Source organism: Agromyces sp. ISL-38 (assembly GCF_018613935.1).
Classification (GTDB): Bacteria; Actinomycetota; Actinomycetes; order Actinomycetales; family Microbacteriaceae; genus Agromyces.
Genome location: NZ_JAGGPF010000012.1, coordinates 120,586 through 143,705, shown reverse-complemented (window position 1 = coordinate 143,705; position 23,120 = coordinate 120,586). Strand labels below are relative to the sequence as shown.

At 69.8% G+C, this 23,120-nt stretch carries 22 protein-coding genes; 15 read left to right on the top strand and 7 right to left on the bottom strand.

Annotation, left to right across the window (positions count from 1 at the left end; translation table 11 throughout):
* Positions 1-209: 209 nt before the first annotated feature.
* Together J7E25_RS14715 and J7E25_RS14710 are read right to left on the bottom strand one after the other, a co-directional pair.
* Complete coding sequence (locus tag J7E25_RS14715; RefSeq protein WP_214870907.1) at positions 210-1,979, bottom strand: biotin carboxylase N-terminal domain-containing protein; 1,770 nt, start codon at positions 1,977-1,979, stop codon at positions 210-212.
* A gap of 119 nt (positions 1,980-2,098) precedes the next feature.
* Entirely contained in the window at positions 2,099-2,737 is a 639-nt protein-coding gene (locus J7E25_RS14710) for a nucleoside triphosphate pyrophosphatase (protein ID WP_214870906.1), read from the bottom strand.
* Positions 2,738-2,857: 120 nt separating this feature from the next.
* On the opposite strand from J7E25_RS14710, the gene J7E25_RS14705 reads away from it, so the two are divergent.
* The 4 genes from J7E25_RS14705 to J7E25_RS14690 are packed head-to-tail and all read left to right on the top strand — an operon-like array spanning position 2,858 to position 7,062.
* On the top strand, positions 2,858-4,120 hold the full coding sequence (locus J7E25_RS14705; RefSeq protein ID WP_308164592.1) for a TRAM domain-containing protein: 1,263 nt from the start codon (positions 2,858-2,860) through the stop codon (positions 4,118-4,120).
* Positions 4,121-4,140: 20 nt separating this feature from the next.
* Entirely contained in the window at positions 4,141-4,833 is a 693-nt protein-coding gene (locus J7E25_RS14700; protein ID WP_214870904.1) for a response regulator transcription factor, read from the top strand.
* On the top strand, positions 4,820-6,055 hold the full coding sequence (locus J7E25_RS14695; RefSeq protein ID WP_214870903.1) for a sensor histidine kinase: 1,236 nt from the start codon (positions 4,820-4,822) through the stop codon (positions 6,053-6,055). Before J7E25_RS14700 ends, J7E25_RS14695 begins: the two co-directional genes overlap by 14 nt.
* Entirely contained in the window at positions 6,052-7,062 is a 1,011-nt protein-coding gene (locus tag J7E25_RS14690; protein WP_214870902.1) for a hypothetical protein, read from the top strand. Before J7E25_RS14695 ends, J7E25_RS14690 begins: the two co-directional genes overlap by 4 nt.
* A 327-nt stretch (positions 7,063-7,389) precedes the next feature.
* Here the strand turns inward: J7E25_RS14690 and J7E25_RS14685 are convergent, their stop codons facing one another.
* Positions 7,390-7,629 carry an acyl-CoA carboxylase epsilon subunit gene (locus J7E25_RS14685; RefSeq protein WP_214870901.1) on the bottom strand — a complete coding sequence of 80 codons (240 nt, stop codon included), beginning with the start codon at positions 7,627-7,629 and terminating at the stop codon, positions 7,390-7,392.
* A gap of 9 nt (positions 7,630-7,638) precedes the next feature.
* Positions 7,639-9,237, bottom strand: coding sequence for an acyl-CoA carboxylase subunit beta (locus J7E25_RS14680; protein WP_374196238.1), 1,599 nt, complete (start codon positions 9,235-9,237; stop codon positions 7,639-7,641).
* A 141-nt stretch (positions 9,238-9,378) separates the two neighbouring features.
* On the opposite strand from J7E25_RS14680, the gene J7E25_RS14675 reads away from it, so the two are divergent.
* From J7E25_RS14675 to J7E25_RS14665, 3 genes are all read left to right on the top strand, one after another.
* The gene (locus J7E25_RS14675; RefSeq protein WP_214870899.1) at positions 9,379-10,278 is read left to right on the top strand and encodes a biotin--[acetyl-CoA-carboxylase] ligase; all 900 of its coding nucleotides are present in this window, start codon (positions 9,379-9,381) and stop codon (positions 10,276-10,278) included.
* A 7-nt stretch (positions 10,279-10,285) separates the two neighbouring features.
* Positions 10,286-10,849, top strand: coding sequence for a PH domain-containing protein (locus J7E25_RS14670; protein ID WP_214870898.1), 564 nt, complete (start codon positions 10,286-10,288; stop codon positions 10,847-10,849).
* A 102-nt stretch (positions 10,850-10,951) separates the two neighbouring features.
* Entirely contained in the window at positions 10,952-11,788 is an 837-nt protein-coding gene (locus J7E25_RS14665; RefSeq protein WP_214870897.1) for a DarT ssDNA thymidine ADP-ribosyltransferase family protein, read from the top strand.
* 12 nt (positions 11,789-11,800) lie between these two features.
* On the opposite strand, the gene J7E25_RS14660 is transcribed toward J7E25_RS14665, so the two are convergent.
* The gene (locus tag J7E25_RS14660; RefSeq protein ID WP_308164591.1) at positions 11,801-12,370 is read right to left on the bottom strand and encodes a GtrA family protein; all 570 of its coding nucleotides are present in this window, start codon (positions 12,368-12,370) and stop codon (positions 11,801-11,803) included.
* An 86-nt stretch (positions 12,371-12,456) separates the two neighbouring features.
* Between J7E25_RS14660 and J7E25_RS14655 the strand changes: the two genes are divergently transcribed.
* The 3 genes from J7E25_RS14655 (at position 12,457) to J7E25_RS14645 (ending at position 15,508) form a co-directional block, all read left to right on the top strand.
* Positions 12,457-13,587: a 5-(carboxyamino)imidazole ribonucleotide synthase gene (locus tag J7E25_RS14655; RefSeq protein WP_308164590.1), complete on the top strand. Its 1,131-nt coding sequence runs from the start codon at positions 12,457-12,459 to the stop codon at positions 13,585-13,587.
* A 92-nt stretch (positions 13,588-13,679) separates the two neighbouring features.
* The gene (purE, locus tag J7E25_RS14650; RefSeq protein WP_214870982.1) at positions 13,680-14,147 is read left to right on the top strand and encodes a 5-(carboxyamino)imidazole ribonucleotide mutase; all 468 of its coding nucleotides are present in this window, start codon (positions 13,680-13,682) and stop codon (positions 14,145-14,147) included.
* Positions 14,144-15,508, top strand: coding sequence for an LCP family protein (locus J7E25_RS14645; protein WP_214870896.1), 1,365 nt, complete (start codon positions 14,144-14,146; stop codon positions 15,506-15,508). The genes purE and J7E25_RS14645 overlap by 4 nt, the downstream gene beginning before the upstream one ends.
* A gap of 63 nt (positions 15,509-15,571) precedes the next feature.
* Here the strand turns inward: J7E25_RS14645 and J7E25_RS14640 are convergent, their stop codons facing one another.
* Positions 15,572-16,714 (bottom strand): glycosyltransferase, encoded by a 1,143-nt coding sequence (locus tag J7E25_RS14640; RefSeq protein ID WP_214870895.1) that lies wholly within the window; start codon positions 16,712-16,714, stop codon positions 15,572-15,574.
* A 188-nt stretch (positions 16,715-16,902) separates the two neighbouring features.
* Here J7E25_RS14640 and rffA point away from each other — a divergent pair, with 188 nt between their 5' ends.
* The 3 genes from rffA to J7E25_RS14625 all read left to right on the top strand — a co-directional run bounded on the left by rffA (position 16,903) and on the right by J7E25_RS14625 (position 20,323).
* Positions 16,903-18,060, top strand: coding sequence for a dTDP-4-amino-4,6-dideoxygalactose transaminase (rffA, locus tag J7E25_RS14635; protein ID WP_214870894.1), 1,158 nt, complete (start codon positions 16,903-16,905; stop codon positions 18,058-18,060).
* An 89-nt stretch (positions 18,061-18,149) separates the two neighbouring features.
* Positions 18,150-19,301: a glycosyltransferase family 1 protein gene (locus J7E25_RS14630; protein ID WP_214870893.1), complete on the top strand. Its 1,152-nt coding sequence runs from the start codon at positions 18,150-18,152 to the stop codon at positions 19,299-19,301.
* On the top strand, positions 19,298-20,323 hold the full coding sequence (locus J7E25_RS14625) for a glycosyltransferase family 2 protein (protein WP_214870892.1): 1,026 nt from the start codon (positions 19,298-19,300) through the stop codon (positions 20,321-20,323). Before J7E25_RS14630 ends, J7E25_RS14625 begins: the two co-directional genes overlap by 4 nt.
* Here the strand turns inward: J7E25_RS14625 and J7E25_RS14620 are convergent.
* Positions 20,304-21,260: a glycosyltransferase gene (locus J7E25_RS14620; protein WP_214870891.1), complete on the bottom strand. Its 957-nt coding sequence runs from the start codon at positions 21,258-21,260 to the stop codon at positions 20,304-20,306. The genes J7E25_RS14625 and J7E25_RS14620 overlap by 20 nt on opposite strands.
* 40 nt (positions 21,261-21,300) lie before the next feature.
* Here J7E25_RS14620 and J7E25_RS14615 point away from each other — a divergent pair, with 40 nt between their 5' ends.
* Complete coding sequence (locus J7E25_RS14615) at positions 21,301-21,585, top strand: hypothetical protein (RefSeq protein WP_214870890.1); 285 nt, start codon at positions 21,301-21,303, stop codon at positions 21,583-21,585.
* Positions 21,582-23,096 carry a glycosyltransferase gene (locus J7E25_RS14610; protein WP_214870889.1) on the top strand — a complete coding sequence of 505 codons (1,515 nt, stop codon included), beginning with the start codon at positions 21,582-21,584 and terminating at the stop codon, positions 23,094-23,096. The genes J7E25_RS14615 and J7E25_RS14610 overlap by 4 nt, the downstream gene beginning before the upstream one ends.
* The last annotated feature ends 24 nt before the right edge of the window (positions 23,097-23,120 follow it).

Here is a 23,120-nt window from a genome sequence, read left to right as displayed (position 1 = left end):
TCCGAACTCAGGGGGCGACGGGTCCGCGGCATCCGCTTCGTCGTCAGAATTCAGGAGCCGATCCACCCTGCGGTGCGTCGGGACGCGTTTTCGCCGCGACCCTGTTGCTCACGCTCGCTTCATTCCTGAATTCTGCCCAGCAGCAGGGCTTGCTGTTCCTGAATTCTGTCGCACGGCGCTGCTCGTGGTTCCTGAATTCTGGAAGCAGGTCAGGCGTCGTTGATCGCGAGCAGCAGGTGGCCGCTCGAGACGGTGGCGCCGGCCTCGGCGTTCACGACGCCGATGACGCCGTCTTTGTGGGCGAGGATCGGCTGCTCCATCTTCATCGCCTCGAGCACGAGCACGAGATCGCCCTTGACGACCTTGTCGCCCTCGGCGACGGCGACCTTCACGATGGTCGCCTGCATCGGCGCCTTCACGGCGTTGCCCGTTGCAGTGGCGACCGCGTGCGAGGCGGTGTGCCGGCGGGGGGCAGGCCCGGCGGATCGAGCGACGGATGCCCCGCCCGAGAGCCGCTTCGGCAGGCTGACCTCGATGCGGCGACCGCCGACCTCGACGACGACGCTCGTGCGTGCAGCGGGGCCGGTCGACTCGTTCAGTTCGCCCGACCACGGCTCGATGCGGTTGTCGTACTCGGTCTCGATCCAGCGCGTGTACACCGTGAAGGGCTCGTCGCCCTCGGGCGCGAACGCCGGGTGGCGCACGATGTCGCGGTGGAAGGGCAGCACGGTCGGCAGTCCCGCGACCTCGAACTCGTCGAGGGCGCGGCGGGCGCGCTCGAGCGCGTCCTTGCGGCTCGAGCCCGTGACGATGAGCTTGGCGAGCAGCGAGTCGAATGCGCCGGAGATCTCGTCGCCGGTCGTCACGCCGGAGTCGACGCGCACGCCGGGGCCGCCGGGGAAACGCAGCATGTGCACAGGCCCGGGCGAGGGGAGGAAGTTGCGCCCCGGGTCTTCGCCGTTGATGCGGAACTCGATGGAGTGCCCAGAGGGGACCGGGTCGCTGTAGTCGATCGTGCCGCCCTCGGCGAGCCGGAACTGCTCGCGAACGAGGTCGATGCCCGTGACCTCCTCGGAGACCGGGTGCTCGACCTGCAGCCGCGTGTTGACCTCGAGGAAGGAGACCGTGCCGTCTTGCCCGATGAGGAACTCGCACGTGCCGGCGCCGACGTAGCCGACCTCGCGGAGGATCGCCTTCGACGACTCGTAGAGGGCGCGGTTCTGCTCCTCGGTGAGGAACGGCGCCGGCGCCTCCTCGACGAGTTTCTGGTGGCGGCGCTGCAACGAGCAGTCGCGAGTGGAGACGACGACGACGTTGCCGTGCGCGTCGGCGAGGCACTGGGTCTCGACGTGCCGGGGCTTGTCGAGGTACTTCTCGACGAAGCACTCGCCGCGACCGAAGGCAGCGACGGCCTCGCGAGTGGCCGAGTCGAAGAGCTCGGGCACCTCTTCGCGAGTGCGGGCGACCTTGAGGCCGCGGCCGCCGCCGCCGAACGCCGCCTTGATGGCCACGGGCAGGCCATGCACGTCGACGAAGTCGAGCACCTCCGAGGCATCCGCCACCGGGTTCAGCGTGCCCGGTGCGAGGGGCGCGCCCACCTTCTCGGCGACGTGCCGTGCCGAGACCTTGTCGCCGAGGCGCTCGATCGCCTCGGGCGACGGGCCGATCCAGATGAGGCCGGCGTCGATGACGGCGCGGGCGAAGTCGGAGTTCTCGGCGAGGAAGCCGTAGCCCGGGTGAACGGCGTCGGCGCCCGACCGACGCGCGACCGAGAGCAACTTGTCGATGACGAGGTAGGTGTCGGCGCTCGTCGTGCCGTCGAGGGCATACGCCTCGTCGGCGAGCTTCGAGTGCCGCGCGTCGCGATCCTGGTCGGCATAGACGGCGACCGATCCGATGCCGGCGTCACGAGCGGCTCGGATGACGCGGACGGCGATCTCGCCACGGTTGGCGATGAGGACCTTGGTGATACGCGGCATAATGCCCAAGCCTATTGCTCGGGGAGATGGCGCATCTTGGATGTCTTCCACAACAAACGGCATCGACCCTTGCGGGGGTCGACAAGCCCCGCCTCACGGCACTGCGGGTGCGATCGGCCTCAACCGCGGTTCCAGAGGTCTGGCCACGCGTAGCCGAGCTCTCGCACGAGGTCGCGGAGCGTCGAGAGCGAGAGCCCCACGACGGTCGACGGGTCGCCTTCGACCGAGCGGATGAATGGCCCGCCGAGACTGTCGATGGTGAACGCGCCGGCGACGAGGAGCGGCTCGCCCGTGGCGACGTACGCGTCGATCTCGGTGTCGTCGAGTGCGGCGAAGCGCACCGTCGCGACATCCGCTCGCCCGACCGCGCCGTGGACCTCGCCGCCGCGGTGGTCGATGAGCCAGTGCCCCGACCAGAGCTGGCCGTGCCCGCCGTTCTGCTCATGCCAGCGCTGCCGGGCGATGTCGGGACGGTGCGGCTTCCCATGGATTCGACCGCCCGTCAGGAACGCCGAGTCCCCGCCGAGGATGAGCCCGTCGATGGGCTCGCCACCCGGCTCGGCTCCGACGAGCGCCTCGGCCTTCGCCCTCGCGAGGAGTTGCACCATCTCGGCCGCCTCGAGCGGGCCGGATGCCGCCTCGTGAGCTTCGACGAGCGCCTCCTCGTCGACGCCGGGCGGCACCGCGACGGGTTCGACGCCGGCGGAACGCAGCGTCTGGAGCCGGGCGGGAGACGTCGAGGCGAGATACAAGCGCATGCTCCCATCCTGCCGGTCCCCAGCGCGCTGTGGAATGCTCGGAGCATGGCTCAGTCTCGTCGCTCCCGACGTCCCGGCGGTCGCCGGCCCACGTCTGCCCGCCCTGCCCCGAAGGCGCCGGTGACCGACGGACCCGTCATCGAGCTCGACGTCGAACGCGTCGCGCACGGCGGGGTGTTCGTGGCGCACCACGAGGGCCGGGTGGTGTTCGTCGCCGATGCGATCCCCGGCGAGCGGGTGCTGGCGCGCATCGTCGACCAGGGGCGCGACCGGTACTGGCGCGCCGAGACGGTGGAGGTGCTGACGGCATCGGAGCATCGGCGTGAGCACGTGTGGCCGGAGGCATCCGTCGACCGCGCTCCCGAAGCGCGTGCCGGCGGTGCCGAGTTCGGGCACATCCGGATGCCGCGGCAGCGCGAGCTCAGGGCCGAGGTGCTGCGCGACGCACTCGCCCGCATGGGCGGCGTCGATCCCGCGGTCGAGGTCGAGCCGGTCGACCCGGCGCTCGCGCCCGAGGCGTCGATCGACGAGGGAACGGGTTGGCGCACCCGCGTGCGACTGCACGTGTCCTCAGACGGCACTGTCGGCCCCTACGCGGCTCGCAGCCACACCGTGGTGCCCGTAGCGTCGCTGCCGCTCGCCGTGCCCGCACTCGCCGCGCTCGCGCCGCTCGGCGAGCGGTTCCCCGGCGCGCGGGCCGTCGACCTCATCGCGCCGAGCGTGGGCGACCCCGCCCTCGTGGTCGTCGGCGATGAGCGGATGCCGCGCGGCGCCCGCCCGACGATCGAAGAACGTGTCGGCGACCGAGCCTTCCGTCTCGACCGCGACGGATTCTGGCAGGTGCACACGGGCGCCGCCGCGATCCTTTCTCGCGCGGTGCAGGAGCTCATCGACGGCGACCTGTTCGACCCTCGGGCGGCCAACCACGACCTCTATGGCGGCGTGGGACTGCTGGCCGCCGCGGTCGGCGATCGATTCGGCGAGACCGTGCGGATCACCACCGTCGAGTCGGACGCGCGCGCGACCGAGCACGCCGGCGCGAACCTCGCCGACTGGGTCGGTGCCCGTGCGGTCACGGCCCGGGTCGACCGCTACCTCGACGAGCTCGTCGAAACGGCGTCTGCCGCGGAACGGGCGCGGCTCCGCGACGCGACGATCGTGCTCGACCCGCCGCGGTCGGGAGCGGGGCGAGCGGTCATCGACCGGCTGGCTGAGCTGCGACCCCGTCAGCTCGTCTACGTCGCGTGCGACCCCGTTGCGCTCGCGCGAGACGTCGGACTGCTCCGTGAACGGGGATACGAGCTCATGGCGCTGCGCGCCTTCGATCTGTTCCCGAACACGCACCACATCGAGGCGGTCGCGCGACTGGGCGCTATCGTGTGACACATGGACAAGGGGGCCGCGTGACGGGCGGAGTTGGGCGAACACCGGGGGAAACGGCTACGGTCGCGATCGTCGACGATCATGAGGCGGTGCGGCTCGGGCTCAGGGCCGCCTGCCATGACGCGGGCTACGACGTCGTGGCCGACACGGCGAACGTGCCCGAACTGCTCGATGCCCTCGACGGCAGGGCCTGCGATGTCGTGGTGCTCGACCTGTCGCTCGGCGACGGTTCGTCGGTCACCGAGAACGTTCGCGCCGTGCTCACCACGGGCAGCGGCGTGCTCGTGCACAGCATCGCCGACCGGGTCGCCGCCGTGCGGGAGTCGCTCGCGGCCGGTGCGGCCGGCGTCATCCCCAAGGCGTCGCCCATGTCGTCGGTCATCGCGGCGATCGCGGTCGTCGCGCGCGGCGAGGTGCTGAACAACGTCGAGTGGGCGAGCGCCATCGAGGCAGACCGTGACTTCGCGAAGGCGCAGCTCGGCCGCCGCGAGCGCGACGTGCTGCACCTCTACGCCTCCGGGCTCCCGCTGAAGCTCGTCGCCATGCAGCTGGGCATCGCGCACTCCACGGCGCGCGAGTACCTCGACCGGATTCGCGCGAAGTACGTCGAGGTCGGCCGGCCGGCGCCGACGAAGGTCGACCTCTTGCGTCGCGCGGTCGAAGACGGCATCCTGCCCGGTCTCGATATCGATGGCGGGGATGGCCGTCGCTGAAGGGCGTGTGACGCGCATCGCGCCGCGCCGCAGAGCCGTCACGAGGGCGCAGGTCGAGACGATCTCGTCGCGCGCCCTCGGCCTGTTCGGCCTCGTCTTCGGGGCGCAGACCCTGCCGCTCGCGATCCCGCAGTCGTCAGCGCTCGTCGAGGGCGCCGGCCCCGCCCTCATGGCCGTGCTCTACGGCGCCATCGTGGCGCTCGCCGTGGCGACCGTCACGAAGGTCGCGGTGCGCACCGCGTGCCTGGCCTTCGCCGGCCTCTACGTGGTGGCGCTCATCGCGTGGCCGTTCCTCGTCGCGGATCCCCAAGTCATCGAGGAGAGCGCGCCCTGGCTCTACTACGTGTGCACCGTGGCCACGACCGCGGCCGTCGTCGCCGTCCCGGCGGTGTGGGCCACGGCGTACACGGTCGTCGTGCCGGCGATCTACGGCGGCATCCGCCTCCTGCCGGCCGGCGGTGAGGCGGGCCCGCTGCTCGCAGTGCTCGATGCGATGTACGCCGTGATCCTCGGTGTCGTGGTTCTCATCATCGTCACGATGCTCCGCCAGGCCGCCGAGGCTGTCGACTCGGCGCAGGAGGCGGCGCTGCAGCGTTACGACCTCGCTGCCCGCCAGCACGCGACGGAGAGCGAGCGGGTGAAGATCGACGCGCTCGTGCACGACAGCGTGCTCACGACGCTGCTCTCCGCGGCGGCGGCGGGGTCCAGCCAGGAGCAGGCGCTCGCCGCGCGAATGGCCCGCGACGCCGTGCAACGCCTCGACGAGGCGGCGGAGACCGGGCCGCGGGTGCTCGACCGGATCGGGCTGCCGGTCCTGGTGCGACGCCTTCGCGCGGCGCTCACGACGTTCTCGACGCCGTTCATCGTGCGGGTCGTGAACACCGGCGGCGTCGAGCTTCCGGTCGAGGCCGTCGAGGCCCTCTATACCGCCTCGGTGCAGGCCATGGTCAACAGCCTCCAGCACGCCGACGAACCGGGGCGCTCGACCCGTCGGGAGGTGCGCATCCGCGGCGTCCGGGCGGGGGGATGCGTCATCGAGATCTCCGACAACGGGAGCGGCTTCGATCTCGCCCAGGTGCCTGGCGAACGGCTCGGACTTCGCATCTCCATCGAGGAGCGCATGGCGAACGCCGGCGGCACGGCCGAGATCGCGTCCCGCGTCGGGCACGGCACGACCGTGACCGTCGCGTGGCCCGCGGGTGTGGAGGGAGACGGCGCATGATCTCCGTTCCCCGCTGGCTGCTCCTCGTGCTGGGGGCCATGTTCTCGACGTACCACGTGGTGCTCGGCGCCTACTCGCTCGACATCCCCAATTCGCCGTGGCCGACGGTGGCGGCGCTGCTGCTCTACTCGATCGCGACCGTGCTGAGCCTCTGGCCGGCCCAGCGCCTGCGGATGCCCGACTGGCTCGCTGCCTTCGACCTCGCCGTCTGCATCGTGTTGCCGCTCCTCGTGACCAGCCAACTCGACCCCGAGGCCGAGAACGGCTACGCCACGTGGTACGTCGCCGCCGTGGGCACGCTCATGACCATCGCCGCTGCGCGGCGCCAGCTGACCTTCGCATGGATCGGGGTCGTCGCGCTCGCAGTGCAGAGCGTGGTGTGGGCCGGCCCGCTCTCGCTCGGCGGACTGGGTGTCATCGGCAGCATCGTGTGGGTCGCCATCGCGCACATGCTGACGACGGCTCTCACGAACGCCGCCAGGGAGACCCGGCGGTACGCGCAGGCCGAGCGTGAGGCGGCGGCCTGGCAGGCCGCGCAGGACGCCCACCTCTTCGAGGGCCGGATGCGCCTCGCGCAGACCAACCGGATCGCCGCGCCGATGCTCCGCCGCATCGCCGATCGCAATGGCGCGCTCACCGAGGCGCAGCGTCGCGAGTGCCGCATGCTCGAGGCGGCGATCCGCGATGAGATCCGCGGCCGGATGCTCCTCACCGACGTCGTGCGTGTCGAGGTGCAACGCGCTCGAGAGCGCGGCATCACCGTCAACCTGCTCGACGAGGGCGGCATCGATGATCTCGACGAGGCGGCGCGCGATCGGGTGCTCTCCCGGCTCGCCGAGGCAGTGGCCGGCTCGAACGCCGATCGCATCATCGCGCGTACCGCCGCGGAGGGCTCGCCCGTGGCGGTCACCGTGGTGGGCCTGCGCGACTCGGGTGTCGAGTCATCCGGAGTCGACACCGACGACCTCGAAGTCGAGCTGTGGCTGGAGATTCCCCGCGCCCTGTGACGGCGGGGCACAACATCCGGCACGCCGATCGACGCCGGACAAGAGAGTGGGGGGCCGATCTGAGATCGGCCCCCCATCAAGCCCGAGACACGGCGACAACCCGAATATCGCCCTGACTCGCCCCCAACGGTCATCGGTTACCCGACCGATGTCCGTGGCGACTCCTGAGGAGCCTGCGATACCTATCGTGGTACACGGCCCTGCGTCTGCAAAGTCGTCATTTCGGGGGACAGCCGGTGTCCCCCTCAGGCGACGGGGTGCACCAACTCCGACGAATTCGCGGGCTGGCGCCCATCGGTGACCGTCGATTGGGGGACAAGACCGGAATCATCGCCCCGAGCGCTCCCAGCGACCGGGCCCCGTCTGGAACGGAGTCCGAAGCGCGCCGCCGCTGCGAACCCAGTGGTCACGAACCGGCTCGGGCACGGATGCCTCGGCCTCTCCCTCGTCGATCGCCGCGAGCAGCACCGCGGTGACCGCGGCAGCCTCTTCGGCGCTCACGTTGGGCGTCACGAAGCGGATGTCGGTCGCCGAGTCGGCGTCGGAGTGGGGGGTGATGTCGGTCATTGGTGCCCCCTAGAGCGGGATGTTCCCGTGCTTCTTCGGCGGGAGGCTCGCCCGCTTGGTGCGGAGCGCGCGGAGCGCCTTGACCACCGAGACGCGAGTGGCTGCCGGCTCGATGACGCCGTCGAGCTCGCCGCGCTCGGCTGCGAGGAACGGGCTGGCCACGTTGTACGTGTATTCGTTGGCGAGCTTCGTGCGCACCGCGGCGACGTCTTCGCCGGCCTCCTCGGCGCGCCTGATCTCGGGGCGGTAGAGGATGTTGACCGCTCCCTGGCCGCCCATGACCGCGATCTCGGCGGTCGGCCAGGCGAGGTTGATGTCGGCGCCGAGCTGCTTGGAGCCCATGACGATGTAGGCGCCGCCGTAGGCCTTGCGGGTGATGACGGTGACGAGCGGCACCGTCGCCTCGGCATACGCGTAGAGGAGCTTGGCGCCGCGGCGGATGACGCCGGTCCACTCCTGGTCGGTGCCGGGGAGGTAGCCCGGCACGTCGACGAGGGTGAGGATGGGAATGGAGAACGCATCGCAGAAGCGCACGAAGCGAGAGGCCTTCTCGCCCGCGGCGATGTTCAGGGTACCGGCCATCTGGCTCGGCTGGTTGGCGATGATGCCGACCGACCGGCCCTCGACACGCGCGAAGCCGATCACGATGTTCGGCGCGAAGAGCGGCTGCACCTCGAGGAAGTCGCCATGGTCGACGATGCCCTCGATGACCGCATGCATGTCGTAGGGCTGGTTCGGCGAGTCGGGGATGACGGAGTTCAGGCGCCGGTCGTCGTCGGTGATCTCGAGCTCTGCCTCGGCGTCATACACCGGTGCATCCGACATGTTGTTGTCGGGCAGGAACGAGATGAGGGTGCGTGCGTAGTCGAGCGCGTCGGACTCGTCGCTCGCGAGGTAGTGCGCGACCCCCGAGACGGTGTTGTGCGTGAGCGCGCCGCCGAGTTCCTCCATGCCGACGTCTTCGCCGGTCACCGTCTTGATGACGTCGGGGCCGGTGACGAACATCTGGCTCGTCTTGTCGACCATGATCACGAAGTCGGTGAGGGCGGGGGAGTAGACAGCGCCGCCGGCGGCCGGACCGCACACGATCGAGATCTGCGGGATCACGCCCGATGCGGCGGTGTTGCGCCGGAAGATCTCGCCGTACTTGCCGAGCGCCACGACGCCCTCCTGGATGCGGGCGCCGCCCGAGTCGAGGATGCCGATGATCGGCACGCCGGTTTTCAGCGCGAGCTCCATGACCTTGATGATCTTCTCGCCGGCGACCTCGCCGAGCGAGCCGCCGAAGATCGTGAAGTCCTGCGAGTAGACGGCGACCTGCCGGCCGTGGATCGTTCCCGTGCCGGTGACGACCGCATCGCCGTACGGCCGCTTCGCCTCCATGCCGAACGCGTGCGTGCGGTGCCGCACGAACTCGTCGAGCTCGACGAACGAGCCCGGGTCGAGGAGTTCGGCGATGCGCTCGCGGGCGGTCATCTTGCCCTTGGCGTGCTGCTTCTCGATGGCCGCCTCACCGCTCGCCGTCACAGCTTCGTGGTAGCGGAGTTTGAGGTCGGCGAGCTTGCCCGCAGTCGTGGAGAGGTCGGGGCCGTCAGTCGCTTCGGTCACGCCGTTCACTCTACCGGCGCCCATCCGGCCGCATTACTTGACGGAACCCTACAAATCTCCTGACAGCGCTCGTGGCTATCGCCATGCCCGGCGCCGGTTCGGACACTAGCCTGAACTCGACACGAGCAACCGGAGGTGCCGATGGATTGGGAGCGGAGCCGAAAGGCGGTGCCGCGCTTCGAGTTCCTCGCCGAAGCCGGATCGACGAACGACGAGCTGCGCATCGCTGCCACGGGGCCGGATGCCGCGGCCTGGCCGACCGGCGCCGTCATCGTCACCGACAACCAGACCCGCGGCCGTGGGCGCCTCGGCCGCACGTGGCTCGCCCCCACGGGGAAGACACTCGCGATCTCGGTGCTGCTGCGGCCCGAGCTGCCGGGCGGTGCGCCGTTCCCGCCCGACGGCTACGGCTGGATCCCGCTCATCGCGGGAGCTGCGATGACCGAGGCCGTGCAACGGGCCGTCGAGGCCGGGCGATCGGTGGCCTCCTCGGGCGACAGGGCCGCCGACGCGGCATCCGCTTCGCCGACAGGCGCCGATGAAGCGCTCGATGCCGACGGCACCGGCGGGGTCGTGGTCGAGCTCAAGTGGCCGAACGACGTGCTCATCTCGGGCTTCAAGGTGTGCGGCATCCTCTCCGAGCTGCTGCCCGAGTCCGGCGCGGTCGTCGTCGGCGCCGGGCTCAACCTCACGCTCGACGAACATGACCTGCCCACCCTCACCTCGACGTCGCTCCTGCTCGTCACCGGCACGCAGCCCGACGCCGACGTGGTGCTCGCCGACTACCTCAGCGGATTCCTCGCGCTGTTCCGGGCCTTCGTCGAGCATGGGGCGGATGCCGCGGCGAGCGGCATCGCCGATCGCGTGAGCTCGCTCTGCGGCACGATCGGCTCCGAGGTGCGAGTGGAGCTCCCGGGCGACCGCGAGCTCATCGGCGTCGCCGAACGGATCGACCGCGACGGCCGGCTCGTGGTGCGCGACCGGGAGAATGGCGAGCCGCAGTCTGTCGCCGCCGGCGACGTGACGCACCTGCGGTATTAATGGGCATATGAGCCCCGCCGCGCGCCACGACCCGGCCGCGCCGCCGGCACAGCCGGTCGAGCGTGTCGTCGCGCGGCTGCGACGGCACGGGCGGATCCTGATCCTGCCGACGGTGCTCTTCATCGCCATCACGGGCGTTGCGACCTACGCCGCGGCCGCCCTGCGGGAGCCCTGGCAGCAACTCGCCATCGCGGGAATCGCGGCCGTGGCCGTGGCCTCCTTCTCGTTCCTGCCGTTCCTCGTCTGGCTCACCCGGCGCACCACCATCACGACGAGACGCATCATCCTGCGCAGCGGCGTCTTCGTGCGCGTGCGGCAGGAGCTGCTGCACAGCCGCGGCTACGACGTGAGCGTGCGCCGCACCTGGGCGCAGAGCGCGTTCGGGTCGGGCGACGTGCGCATCAACACCGGGCACGACCGCCCGGTAGTGCTGAAGGACGTGCCGCGGCCACAGGTCGTGCAGGCGGCGCTCCAGGAGCTCATGGAGGACGCGCACACGATCATCGGCGATCGCCGTCGCGCCGACCAGTCGATCATCGACGGCGACACCGTCGCGTGGGGCGGGCGCTGAGCTCGATTCGCCGAAGTGCCCCACGAGGTCTCCGGAGGACGTAACGTAGATAGGTGGTCTCGCGCGCCCCCCGAGCGCGAGCCGCACGATGAAGGGTTCCACTTGGCCGACGAATGCATCCACGGTTTCGACGACGGCCTGTGCGCCATCTGCTTCCCCCCGCCGGAGTTCGAGCCGGCCCCGAAGGCGGCGCCGCTGCCGCGGAGCGGGCGCACCACGGGAACGAGACCGCGCCGTCCACCGGCCCGCGTGCCCGGCGCCTCGCGGCCCACGCTCCTCGCCGACGCACCGCAGATCGACGCGAAGGCGCTGCGCATCTACCACGTCACGCACTTCGACAACCTCGCTCCCATCCTCGACGCGGGGGCCCTGCTCGCGGATGCCGCGGGCGCGAAGCCGGTCGTCGACGTCTCGGCTCCCGATGCCCGTGAGTTCCGCCGTACGGCGACGATCGACGGCACCGACGCCGTCGTCGCCGACTACGTGCCGTTCCTGCTCACGACCGACGCCCACGTCTGGAACGCCGTGCGCACGGCGACGCCCGACCCGCGACTGGCCGAAGAGACGACGAACCGCGCTCCCGCCGACTTCGTGATCCTCGTGAGCTCCGTCGCAGGGGCGATCGGAGACGCCGAGCTGCCCGGCGCCATCGTCGTGACCGACGCGGATGCCGCGGCCGGCGGCACGCTCGAGGCATCCGCGTGGCCCGAGACCCAGCGGGCACTGCAGCGCCTGCACCGCGACGACGAGGGCGCGCGCCTGCACACGGCCGAGCTGCTCGTGCGCGAGTGCCTGCCGCTCGACAACGTCGCACTCATCGCGGTGGCGAACGACCCGGTGCGCGATCGCGTGCGATCCGCGCTCGCCGCGGCCGGCCTGCGCACGCGCGTCGCGGTGTACCCGCCGTGGTTCCAGCCGACCCCTGACGACGCGGAGTAGCGACTCGCGGGGCTACGGGCGCTCGCGGGGCGCGGCGGGCGCCTCGATAGCGCTCGTCGCGGGCTCCTCGAACAGGGTGCGCTGGGCCTCCTCGACGCGATCGAGGTTGGAGAGCCCGTCGGCGCGGTGATGCGCGTAGACCCAGTAGCGGTACAGCAGGAACCGGAACGCCGTGCCGAGCGCGAGCCCGACGACATTCGTTGCGACGTTGTCGGCGACGAGGCTCGTGAAGCCGAACACGTGGTGGCTCACCCAGAGGCAGATGAGGGCGATCGCCATGCCGCCGAGCGAGACGACGAGGTACTCGGCGAACTCGCGCACGTAGTTGCGGCGGCGGTGCTTCCGGAACGTCCAGTAGCGGTTGCCGAGCCAGTTGAAGACGATGGCGACGCTCGTCGAGATCGTCTTCGCGCCGATCGCCGATTGCGCCCAGTGGTCGTCGCCGAAGACGCCGACCCTCAGGAGGTTGAAGAGGGTCACGTCGATGACGAGACCGATGAGGCCGACGACGCCGAATTTCACGGCGTAGGCGAGGAGGCCGTGCCAGAGCCGCTCGACGACGCTCACGACCTGGATGGACACCGCCACATCCTATGCCGCGAGGCTCCGCCTAGACTGGACGAGGCCCCCTTCGGGGGCCTACGGCGGCGGCGAATGGAGTGCACGGAGTGCGAGTCGGAGTGATCGGCGGCGGCCAACTGGCGAGGATGATGATCCCCGCGGCGATCGAACTGGGCGTCGAGCTGCGCGTGCTCGCCGAGGCCGAGGGCATGTCGGCGGCGATCGCCGCCGAGCGGGTCGGCGACTACACCGACACCGAGACCGTGCTCGCCTTCGCGCGCGAGGTCGACGTCGTCACCTTCGACCACGAGCACGTGCCGCAAGACGTGCTGCACGCCCTCGTCGACGCCGGCGTGCCCGTGCACCCGGGTCCAGATGCGCTGCGCTACGCGCAAGACAAGCTGCTCATGCGCGAGGGGCTGTCGCAGCTCGGCCTGCCCGTGCCCGACTGGGCGCGCATCGAGACGCCGGCCGAGCTCGACGCGTTCATCGCCGATCACGGCGGGGCTGCCGTCGTGAAGACGCCGAGGGGCGGCTACGACGGCAAGGGCGTGCGCGTCGTGCACAGCGCCGCCGAGGTGGCCGAGTGGTTCGCGACGATCGCCGAAGACGGGAACGCCGGCGCGCTCCTCGTCGAGGAGCTCGTCGAGTTCCGCCGGGAGCTCGCCCAGCTCGTCGCCCGCCGCCCGAGCGGCGAGGTCGCCGCGTGGCCCCTCGTCGAGACGGTGCAGGTCGGCGGCGTCTGCAGCGAGGTCATCGCTCCGGCTCCGCGATCTGCCGGAAGGCTCGCGGATGTCGCGGCCGACGTCGCGATCTCGATCGCCGAGGGGCTCGGCGTCACGGGCGTGCTCGCCGTCGAGCTCTTCGAGACGACCGACGACCGCGTGCTCGTCAACGAACTCGCGATGCGCCCGCACAACAGCGGGCACTGGTCGATGGACGGCTCCACCACGAGCCAGTTCGAGCAGCACCTGCGAGCGGTGCTCGACCTGCCGCTCGGCGGCACCGGATGCCACGAGGAATGGGCCGTGATGGTCAACGTGCTCGGTGGCCCAGTCGAGGGCACGCTCGCCGATCGCTACGCCGAGGCGTTCGAGGGCCACCCGACCGTGAAGATCCACAACTACGGCAAGGCGCCGAGGCCCGGCCGCAAGGTCGGCCACGTGACCGCGATCGGATCCAACCTCGACGACGCCGTCTACGAGGCCCGCGCGGCGGCCGCCGTGTTCCAGGACTGATCGCGCTGCGCGCCCTGCGGCCATCTCACAGTCCGCGGCTTTAGGATCGTCGGGTGACTGCAGGCAACACCACCCCGCTCGTCGGCGTCGTGATGGGATCCGACTCCGACTGGAACGTGATGCGCGAGGCATCCGAGCTCCTCGACGAATTCGGCGTCGCCCACGAGGTCGAGGTCGTCTCCGCGCACCGCACTCCCGAGAAGATGATCGCCTACGGCAAGCAGGCCGCCGGGCGCGGGCTCAAGGTGATCATCGCGGGCGCCGGGGGAGCGGCCCACCTACCCGGCATGCTCGCCTCGGTCACCACACTCCCCGTCGTGGGCGTGCCGGTGCCGCTCGGCCGCCTCGACGGACTCGACTCGTTGCTCTCGATCGTGCAGATGCCCGCCGGCGTTCCGGTCGCGACCGTCTCGATCGGCGGCGCGAAGAACGCGGGCCTGCTCGCCGTGAAGATCCTCGCGACGTCGGATGAAGCGCTCGGCACCGCGCTCGCCGACTACGCCACCGCCCTCGCCGCCCTGGTCGAGGAGAAGAACGAACGGCTCAAGTCCACCCGATGAGTCTCGCCGCAAGCCCCATTCGCTTTCCCGACCTCGCCTCGCGCACGGTCATGACCCGGCGCGCGTGGTGGCTCGTCGTGCTCAATCTCCTCATTCCGGGCTCCTCGCAGGTGCTCGCGGGCGACCGCAAGCTCGGCCGGTTCGGGCTCGGCGCCACCATCACGCTCTGGCTGCTCGGGATCGCGGCACTCGTCGTGTGGCTGCTCTGGCCCGCCGTGCTCTACACGGTCTTCTCGACGACCATCACACTGTGGGTCGTCGCGCTCGTGCTCGCGTTCTACGCGGTGCTGTGGGTCATCCTGACACTCGACACGCTGCGCCTCGTGCGCCTCGTGAAGACGGCGCCCTCAGCCCGTGCCTGGCTCGCCGGATTCACGACGCTCGTCATGATCGGCCTCTCCGGCACGGCCGCGTACGGTGCGTATGTCGCCACCACCGCGAGCGGCTTCCTGTCCTCGGTCTTCGTGGCCGGCCCGACCGAGCCGCCGATCGACGGCAAGTACAACTTCCTCCTGCTCGGCGGAGACGCCGGTCCCGACCGCGACGGCCTTCGGCCCGACAGCATCACGGTCGTGAGCGTCGATGCCGAGACCGGACAGGCAGTCACCATCGGGCTGCCGCGCAACATGGAGGACGTGCCCTTCAACGAGGACTCGCCCCTCGCCGCCGTGTACCCCGAGGGCTACGGCTCGATCGACGGCTGCGAGGTCGATGTCTGCATGCTGAACTCGATCTACACCGAGGTCGAGCTCATGAGCCCCGAGATGTATCCGAACGCCGTCAACGAAGGCAGCGAACCCGGCATCGAGGCGATGCGCGACGCTGCCGAGGCGATCACGGGCCTGCAGATCCAGTACTACGTGCTCATCGACATGCAGGGTTTCCTCGAACTCATCGACGCACTCGGCGGCGTCACGGTGACGGTGCCCGAGGATGTGCCGATCCACGCCGACGAGACGTTCACGACCGTCGCCGAGTGGATCCCCGCCGGGGAGCAGCACCTCGACGGCTACCACGCGCTCTGGTACGCCCGCTCGCGCCACGGCACGAGCGACTACGACCGGATGGCGCGGCAGCGCCAGATCCAGGAGGCGGTGCTCGCCCAGTTCAACCCCGCGAACGTGCTCTCGAAGTTCCAGGAGATCGCCGCGGCCGGATCCCAGGTCGTCAAGACCGACGTCCCGCAGTCGATGCTCGGATACTTCGTCGATCTCGCGTCGAAGACGAAGGGGCTGCCGGTCACCGACGTCGAGCTCGTGCCCGACAACGGGATCGACCCGGAGGATCCCGACTACGACTACGCCCGTCAGCTCGTGCAGCAGGCGGTCTACCCGCCGACGGAAGAGCCGACCGAGAAGTAGCCGCCCACGGCGCGGTCGGGTATCACCCGCGCGTACCTGCCGGTCGACGTGTGCGCGGACGGCTCAGAGGTCGGCGTGCAACTGCCAGACCCGTTCGGCGGAGTCCCGCCAGCTGAAGGCCCGGCTCCGATCACTGCCCGAGATCGCCAGCCGGTCGGCGAACGATCGGTCGCCGATGACCGAGGTGATCGCGGCGGCGAGCCGGTCGGTGTAGCCGTCGCCGACGCCGACCGGCACGGCGAGGCCGGCGCCCGCCGAGACCTCGAGGAACGCGGCGGCATCCGAGTGGATGACCGGAACGCCGAGGCTGAACGCCTCGATGAGCGAGGTGCCGGAGCCCTCGTCGTGGCTGGGGGCGACGAACGCGAGGGACCGGCCGATCACCACGGCGAGGTCGGCCGGCTCGAGATCGTCGAGATGGTGGATACGGGCGGGATCGACGCCGTACTCCTCGGCGACGGTGGCCAGGTGCTGGTCGCCCCAGTTCTCGGGGCCGATGACCACCACCGGCACCTCCGGCACCCCGGATCGCCCGAGCGCGGCGAGCACGTCGACGACGCCCTTGCGGGGCTCGAGGGTGCCCGGCACGGCGAGGTACTCGCGCGGCAGCCCGAGGCGTGCCGCGCGCTCGTCGGCGTCGGGCCCGATCGTGAGGCCCGAGCGCGGGGCCGTGCCGATCACCCGCACGCGGTCGCCGAAGTCGGCGATCATGCCGAGTCGCTCCGCGAGCGCGTGCGTCGGCACGACGATCGCATCGGCATGCTTGTGCGCGCGTTTCAACGTGCCCTTCTGCCAGGCGACCGATGCCGAGCTCAGGGCTTCGGGATTGGTCCATGCGAGCACGTCGTGCACCGTGACCACCACCTGGTTGCCGTGGGCGCCCCGGTCGTGCTTGCGCAGCGGAGCGAAGAGGCTCATTCCGTGGATCATGCCGCCACCGGGCGACGTCGTGAGGCCGAGCTGCCAGGCTCCCGCGAGTTCACGCCGCGCAAGGGTGGTCTTGTAGAGGCCGGCGAGGCCGGGTACCTCGCGCAGCACGCGGTCGTAGTCGTCGGGCGGCGAAGACGAGACGATGCCCTCGACTGCGCAGTTCCGGGGTGCCGCCTCGACGAGCGCTCGGCCCAGGTCGAGCGTGTACCGCCCAAGGGCGCCCGGAACCGGGGCGACGATCTGGTCGAGGATGACGCGGAGGGTGGTGGTCGCCACACTGCTTCCTTTCGCGGTCTGACGGGCATCGGGTCCCCCAGCCAACCCTAGCCGGGTTCGCTCCACGACAACGGCGCGGGTGTCCCCCGGAAGGGGGCGGCGGCGTTGCCGGGTTCGGCGCTCGAACTGGGATAGTCTGCGCAGAGAACGCCTGCCGTGGGGGCCGGTGACGTTTCGACGGAGAAGTGATGTTCCTGCAGGCCGAGACCATACCGTTCTCGCGCCCGTTCCTCGCGCCGGGGTCGCTCGAGCGGCTCGGGTCCGTTCTCAGCTCCGATCACGCGCACGGCGACGGCCCGTTCACTCGCGCGGCAACCGAGAAGCTCAAGGTCATCCTCGGCGGCGGCGGAGTGTTCCTGACGACGTCGGGCACCCACGCGCTGGAGATGGCAAGCCGGCTGCTCGACCTCGCGCCGGGCGACGAGGTGGTGTTGCCGAGCTTCACGTTCTCGTCGGCCGCGACCGCCGTCGCGATGACCGGTGCGCGCATCGTGTTCGTCGACATCGACCCTGCGACCGGCAACATCGACCCCGAACAGGCCGCCGAGGCGGTGACCGCCCGCACCCGCGCGATCTCGGTGATGCACTACGGCGGGACTCCCGTGGACATGGCCGCCATCGCGACGATCACCGCGGGTCGTGACATCGCCGTCATCGAGGACAACGCCCACGGTCTCGGCGTGCGAACTGAACTCGGCGTGCTCGGCCGGATCGGCGATCTCGGGGTGCAGAGCTTCCACGACACGAAGAACGTGCATTCCGGCGAGGGCGGCGCACTCGTCATCAATGACGACCGTTACCTCCAGCGTGCAGAGATCATGCGGGAGAAGGGCACCAACCGCGCCCAATTCCTGAGGGGCATGGTCGACAAGTACAGCTGGGTCGACTGGGGCTCGAGCTACCTGCCGAGCGAGCTGAACGCCGCGGTCCTCGACGCCCAGCTCGCCGTGTTCGATGAGATCCAGTTCGCACGGCACGCGATCTGGAACCGGTACGCCGCCGAGCTCGCCGAGTGGGCCGCTCACGTCGGGATCAGGCTGATGAACCCTCCCGGCGGAACTCACGCCGCACATCTCTTCTACCTGCTGATGCCGGGCGCGGACGATCAAACCGACCTGATCGCGAGCCTCCGCACGCATGGGATCGTGGCCACGTTCCACTACGTGCCACTCGACACGAGCATTGCCGGACGACGATACGGGCGTGCGCTGCGGACGCTCGAGCAGAGTGAGCGATTCTCCCGTCGCCTCGTTCGGCTGCCACTCTGGGTGGGGATGACGGAAGCGCAGGTCGACCGAGTGATCAAAGCGGTACGCGAATGGCGACCGAAGAGGGAGGTCTCGTGATCGGGCGAGCCACGAAGGTGATGTCGACGCTGAGGGACGGTGGCGTGAGATCCACCGCCTGGCGAGGGGCGAAATGGCTCGTCGGTCGGATGAGCGCCTTCCGTGTCGTCCCGCTCTCGACCGTCCACGCCGACGATCTCGCCGCGGTCGACTGGTCGCGACCCGTGTCCTTCAACGCGCAGGAGGTGCCGCGTCCGCCAGCCGGCTACCGTGTGGCATGGCTCATCACACCGCCGGGGCGAACGAGCGGCGGGCACCAGAATGCGTTCCGATTCATGAGCTTCCTCGAGCAGGCCGGCAATCCCACGACGGTCTTCCTGTATTCACCCGCGAAATACCCGGTGGTGAGCGTCGACGGGGTCAAGCGGATGATGGCCGAGACCAGCGCGTATCCCGACATCCGGGGCGAATTCCGCATCTACGACCCCGCCGTCGGCCTGCCCGGCGACTTCGACGCCGTGATCGCGTGCGACTGGGAGACGACCTACGCCGCCCACCGCCACGGGGGCACCGCGAAACGGTTCTACTTCACGCAGGACTTCGAGCCGGCGTTCTTCGCCTCCGGGAGCGATTACGCGGCGGCCGAGAACAGCTACCGGCTCGGATTCCACGGATTCTCGGCTGGTCGCTGGCTCGCCGGGAAGCTCACCGCCGACTACGGCATGTCGGTCGACCCCTACGACTACGCGGTGGATCGAAGCCGGTACAGCTATGTGAACACCGCGCCGCGCAATGAGGTGCTCTTCTACGCCCGACCGCCGACGCCGCGTCGAGCGACCGAGTTCGGCCTCCTCGCGCTCCGCGAGTTGCATCGCCGTCGCCCGGATGTCACCATCAACCTCGTCGGGTGGGACATGTCGGGATTCGACGTGCCGTTCCCCTACGTGAATCATTCGGCCGTCGACATCGCGGAGCTCAATGCCATCTACAACCGTTGCGCCGCGGGGCTCATCCTCTCGCTCACGAACATGTCACTGCTGCCGATCGAGGTGATGGGTGCCGGCGTCGTGCCGGTCGTCAACGACGCGCCCAACACGCGAGGCGTGCTCGACAGCCCGCACGTCGAGTTCACGCCGATGGCACCAAGCGCCCTCGCTGATCGACTGCTCGCGGTGCTCGATCGGCCGGATCAGGCTTCGCATGCGGCGATGATCGCGCGAGCCGTGGCCGACACCGATTGGACGGATCCAGGGGCGCAGTTCGTCGGCTCGTTCGATCGCGCGATGCAATCGGCGCTGTGAGCGACGGCAACGCGAACGCTGCGCACGCCGAGCAGCCGGCGGCATCCGTCGACGTCACGGTCGTCATCCCGACCTTGAACGGCGAGCGATACCTCGCAGACGTGCTCGATGCGATCGCTGCGCAGGACTTCGACGGCAGCATCGAGACGCTCGTCATCGACTCGGGTTCGACGGATGGCACGCTCGAGATCGTGGGGGCCCGATCCGAGGTGCAGCTGCACCGGATCCCCAACGAGGAGTTCGGGCACGGACGTACCCGCAACCTTGGCGCGCGGCTCGCGCGCGGTCGGATCGTCGTCTTTCTCACGCACGACGCGACGCCCGCGGCATCCGACTGGCTCACGCATCTGATCGCGCCGCTCGACGAGGTAGGGGTCGAGGCCGTCGTCGGACGCCAAGTCCCTCGGCCGCATGCGTTCCCCCTGCAGAAGTACGATATCCACCGCGTGTTCTCGGCACAGGGCCCGCTCGACGCACCGACGATCGTCGAGGCGGCCGGCCGATCGGGCCCGGACCTCGACGAGCTCGCGTTCTACTCCGACGTGAACTCCGCGGCCCACCGAGCCTTCCTCCTCGACACCATCCCGCTGCGAGACGTGCCCTACTCCGAGGACTACGCATTCGCGCGTGACGTGCTCGAGGCCGGCTACCGCAAGGCGTACGCGCCACTGGGCGCGGTGTGGCACTCGAACGACATGGGGGTGCGAGAGTACGCGGCGCGCATGTTCGACGAGACGCTCGGCCTCCGTCGCGTCGGCCAGGCGCCGCCCCGGTACTCGCGCGTCGGCTCGCTGCTGCGAGCGGTCAAGGGCGCGCTGATCGACACGGCTCGGATCGCGCGCGATGGCGACTACTCGTTCCGCGAACGGATGAGATGGCTCGCGGTGAATCCCGCCTACCATCTCGCCCGCTGGAACGGCCTGTACCACGGCGGGCGGGCGGACCCGGGTGACGAGGTCGTGATCGCACGCCGCTCGTGGGAGCGGCGTCAGCAGCGCGGCGTCACGTCACCAGGCGCCTGAGCCAGTCGGGGATCATCCCGCGACGGCGGGCCAGGCCATGCAGTGTTCCGGTGCCGATCGCGAGCACCTGTGCGATCCGCTGCGGTCCGCTCACCATCGAGATGATCATCCCGCCCATCTCGCGCTTCAGAACGGTGAGCACCCAGCGCGGTCGCTTGCGCACGTTGCGCAGCATCAGGTCGATGTTGTTGCGCGCGATGTAGTAGCGGCGGAACGGCGAGTGGTACTGGTAGGTCGCGATGCCGCCGCTCGCGTGACGGAGTGGGACTCCGAAGGGCCGGAGCTCGGCGCGACGCCCGATCGAGTGGCGGATGTCGGTGCCCTTCGCGACGGCGATCCTGAAGCCGCTGTCACGGACGCGGAGGCAGTACTCGGTGTCGACGCAGTCGATGACGAGTCGTTCGTCGAAGAGCCCTGCCGTCTCGAGGCACTCCCGGCTGATGACGAACCCGGTCTGGATCGCTTCGGGCACGAGCCCGAAACCTTCGGGCGACACCCAGGTCGGCAGCGCGGGAGCGCCATTCACCGCATCGACGCAGACGATGCCGAGACGGGTGACGGCGTTGCTCTTCGCGAAGAGCGAGAGTGCCGTGGCGACATAGCCGGGAGGGAGATCGGTGTCTTGATCGACGTTCACCACGTAGTCGGCGCCGTCGGCGAGAGCGCGTCGGACCCCGGTGTTGAGTGCCGCTGCGATGCCGGAGTTGCGTTCGAGTCGCTCGACGACGATGCCCTCGGCTGCGACGCGTTCGAGATGCTCATCGGCTGACGGGCCAGAGCCGTCGTCGACGACGACGACCTGATCAACCTGATCCGCGAGTGCCAGGAGGCGTTGCACGACGCTCGCATCAGGGTGGTACGTCGGTACCACGGCGATCACACGTACTGCCGCCGCGGAGTCGGGCGAGCTCTCACGGGGCGGTCTCGTCGAGGGCATTAGGCTAGTTTAGGACCGCCGACGAGAGGACGAGATCCACGTGAGTGACGCACCGAGCAAGCGATGGCCGGATGGACGGCCCGACGCCCTCGTGAGTCCCGAGGCGTTGCTCGCCGAAGAGCGGCTGGCCTTCACCGACCGCATCATCGGTCTCGAACAACAGGTCAAGGAGCTCCAGGCGGTCAGTCGCCTCTCGCCCAGCGAAACTGTCGCCGCCGAGGCGAACATCGTCGGACTGAAGTCCTCGCTCACGTGGCGCGCCGGTCGCATGGTGACCCTCCCGGTGCGGGTGCTGCGGCACGTCAAGCGGCGCGTGCTCGGATGAGCGTGACGGACGCGGCATTGGCGGCGCGAGTGGAAGCGTGGATCGACTCGGCCGGACACAGTGGGGAAGAAGTCACGCGGACTGCCCAGCAGGTGCTCGGCGCGGGCTTCGACCCGGCCAGCGTCTTCGTGGTCGTCGACCACATCGCGCACGAGGACACGGCCGAAGTGCTCGGCGCGGTTCGCGAGCTCGGGGTCGAGGTCCTCGATGCCGATGCACGGACGTTGAACGACCGCCTCGGTGCGAGCGGCGCCGAGTTCCTGTTCATGGTGCGCTGGGGGAAGGTCGTGCCCAATCTCCTGCAGCATGTGGTCGGCTTCTTCGACCGCTTCCCGTCCACGTCCGTGGTCTACGGGGACTCCGTGACCGAGCTCGGGCACCCGCTGTTCAGGCCCCTGTTCTCGCCGATCAGGCTGAGGAGCAACGACTATCTCGGCCCGGTCGTCGTTGCACGACGAGATGTGATCCTGGGTCTCGGAGGCTTCATGCCCGAGGCGCGGCGAGCGCAAGTGCTCGACCTCGTGCTGCGAGCCGATCAGGCCGGGCGAACCGTCGCACTCCTGCCGGGCGTGCTCGCGACCGAAGATCTCACCCAGAGCGACTTCGCCGGCACGTCCGACGCGCAACGGCGGGTCGTCGAGGCGCACCTCGAGCGCGAAGGGGTCGAGGCGACGGTCGAAGAGCTCGAGCCGTTCATCCGTCGCGTTCGTTACCGCCCGGCCCACGATCCCAAGGTCTCGATCGTGATTCCGACGAGGGGTGGTTCGGCGGAGATCGCAGGTAAGGAACGCGTGCTGGTCGTCGAGGCGATCCGTGGCATCGTGGAACGGTCGACCTATCAGAACCTCGAGTTCGTCGTCGTCGCCGACGCCGAGACGCCGACCGAGGTCGTCACACGCCTCGAGGAGCTCTGCGGCGATCGGCTGCGACTCGTGCTCTGGGATGCACCCTTCAACTTCAGCGCGAAGATGAACCGTGGTGCGGTGGCCGCCAGCGGCGACTACCTCCTCCTGCTCAACGACGATGTCGAGGTCGTCACCGACGACTGGATCGAGACGCTCCTCGGCCTGGCGCAACAGCGCGGGGTCGGCATCGTGGGCGCACAGCTGTACTTCGAGGACAGCACCGTGCAACATGCCGGCCAGGTCTACACGGGCGGCGTCGCCGGGCACGCGGCATTCGGCTGGGTGGGCGGCCGCGACGACTCGATCAAGTCGATGCTCACCGATCACGAGGTCTCCGGGGTCACGGCCGCCTGCGCGCTCATCAGTCGCGATCTCTACTTCGAGGTCGGCGGGTTCACGCTCGAGCTTCCCGGCAACTACAACGACGTCGACCTCAACATGAAGGTGCGCTCGACCGGCCGCTCAGCGGTGTTCAGCCCATGGGCCAGGCTCTACCACTTCGAGTCGAAGTCGCGCGATCCGCGCATCCTCGACTCCGATCTGTCGACCCTCCAGAGCCGATGGTCACGTCGAATGCAAGTCGAGCTGTACTCGCGAATGATGTGAGCTCGGGCGGTGGCCCGACCTGCG

Excerpts from the sequence above, each read along its gene's own strand:
- J7E25_RS14685 (WP_214870901.1), bottom strand. The coding sequence starts at position 7,629 with ATGACCGACATCACCCCCCACTCCGACGCCGACTCGGCGACCGACATC.
- J7E25_RS14670 (WP_214870898.1), top strand. The coding sequence starts at position 10,286 with ATGAGCCCCGCCGCGCGCCACGACCCGGCCGCGCCGCCGGCACAGCCG.
- J7E25_RS14695 (WP_214870903.1), top strand. The coding sequence starts at position 4,820 with ATGGCCGTCGCTGAAGGGCGTGTGACGCGCATCGCGCCGCGCCGCAGA.
- J7E25_RS14610 (WP_214870889.1), top strand. The coding sequence starts at position 21,582 with ATGAGCGTGACGGACGCGGCATTGGCGGCGCGAGTGGAAGCGTGGATC.
- J7E25_RS14675 (WP_214870899.1), top strand. The coding sequence starts at position 9,379 with ATGGATTGGGAGCGGAGCCGAAAGGCGGTGCCGCGCTTCGAGTTCCTC.
- rffA (WP_214870894.1), top strand. The coding sequence starts at position 16,903 with ATGTTCCTGCAGGCCGAGACCATACCGTTCTCGCGCCCGTTCCTCGCG.
- J7E25_RS14645 (WP_214870896.1), top strand. The coding sequence starts at position 14,144 with ATGAGTCTCGCCGCAAGCCCCATTCGCTTTCCCGACCTCGCCTCGCGC.
- J7E25_RS14690 (WP_214870902.1), top strand. The coding sequence starts at position 6,052 with ATGATCTCCGTTCCCCGCTGGCTGCTCCTCGTGCTGGGGGCCATGTTC.
- J7E25_RS14710 (WP_214870906.1), bottom strand. The coding sequence starts at position 2,737 with ATGCGCTTGTATCTCGCCTCGACGTCTCCCGCCCGGCTCCAGACGCTG.
- J7E25_RS14715 (WP_214870907.1), bottom strand. The coding sequence starts at position 1,979 with ATGCCGCGTATCACCAAGGTCCTCATCGCCAACCGTGGCGAGATCGCC.
- purE (WP_214870982.1), top strand. The coding sequence starts at position 13,680 with ATGGGATCCGACTCCGACTGGAACGTGATGCGCGAGGCATCCGAGCTC.
- J7E25_RS14630 (WP_214870893.1), top strand. The coding sequence starts at position 18,150 with ATGAGCGCCTTCCGTGTCGTCCCGCTCTCGACCGTCCACGCCGACGAT.
- J7E25_RS14620 (WP_214870891.1), bottom strand. The coding sequence starts at position 21,260 with ATGCCCTCGACGAGACCGCCCCGTGAGAGCTCGCCCGACTCCGCGGCG.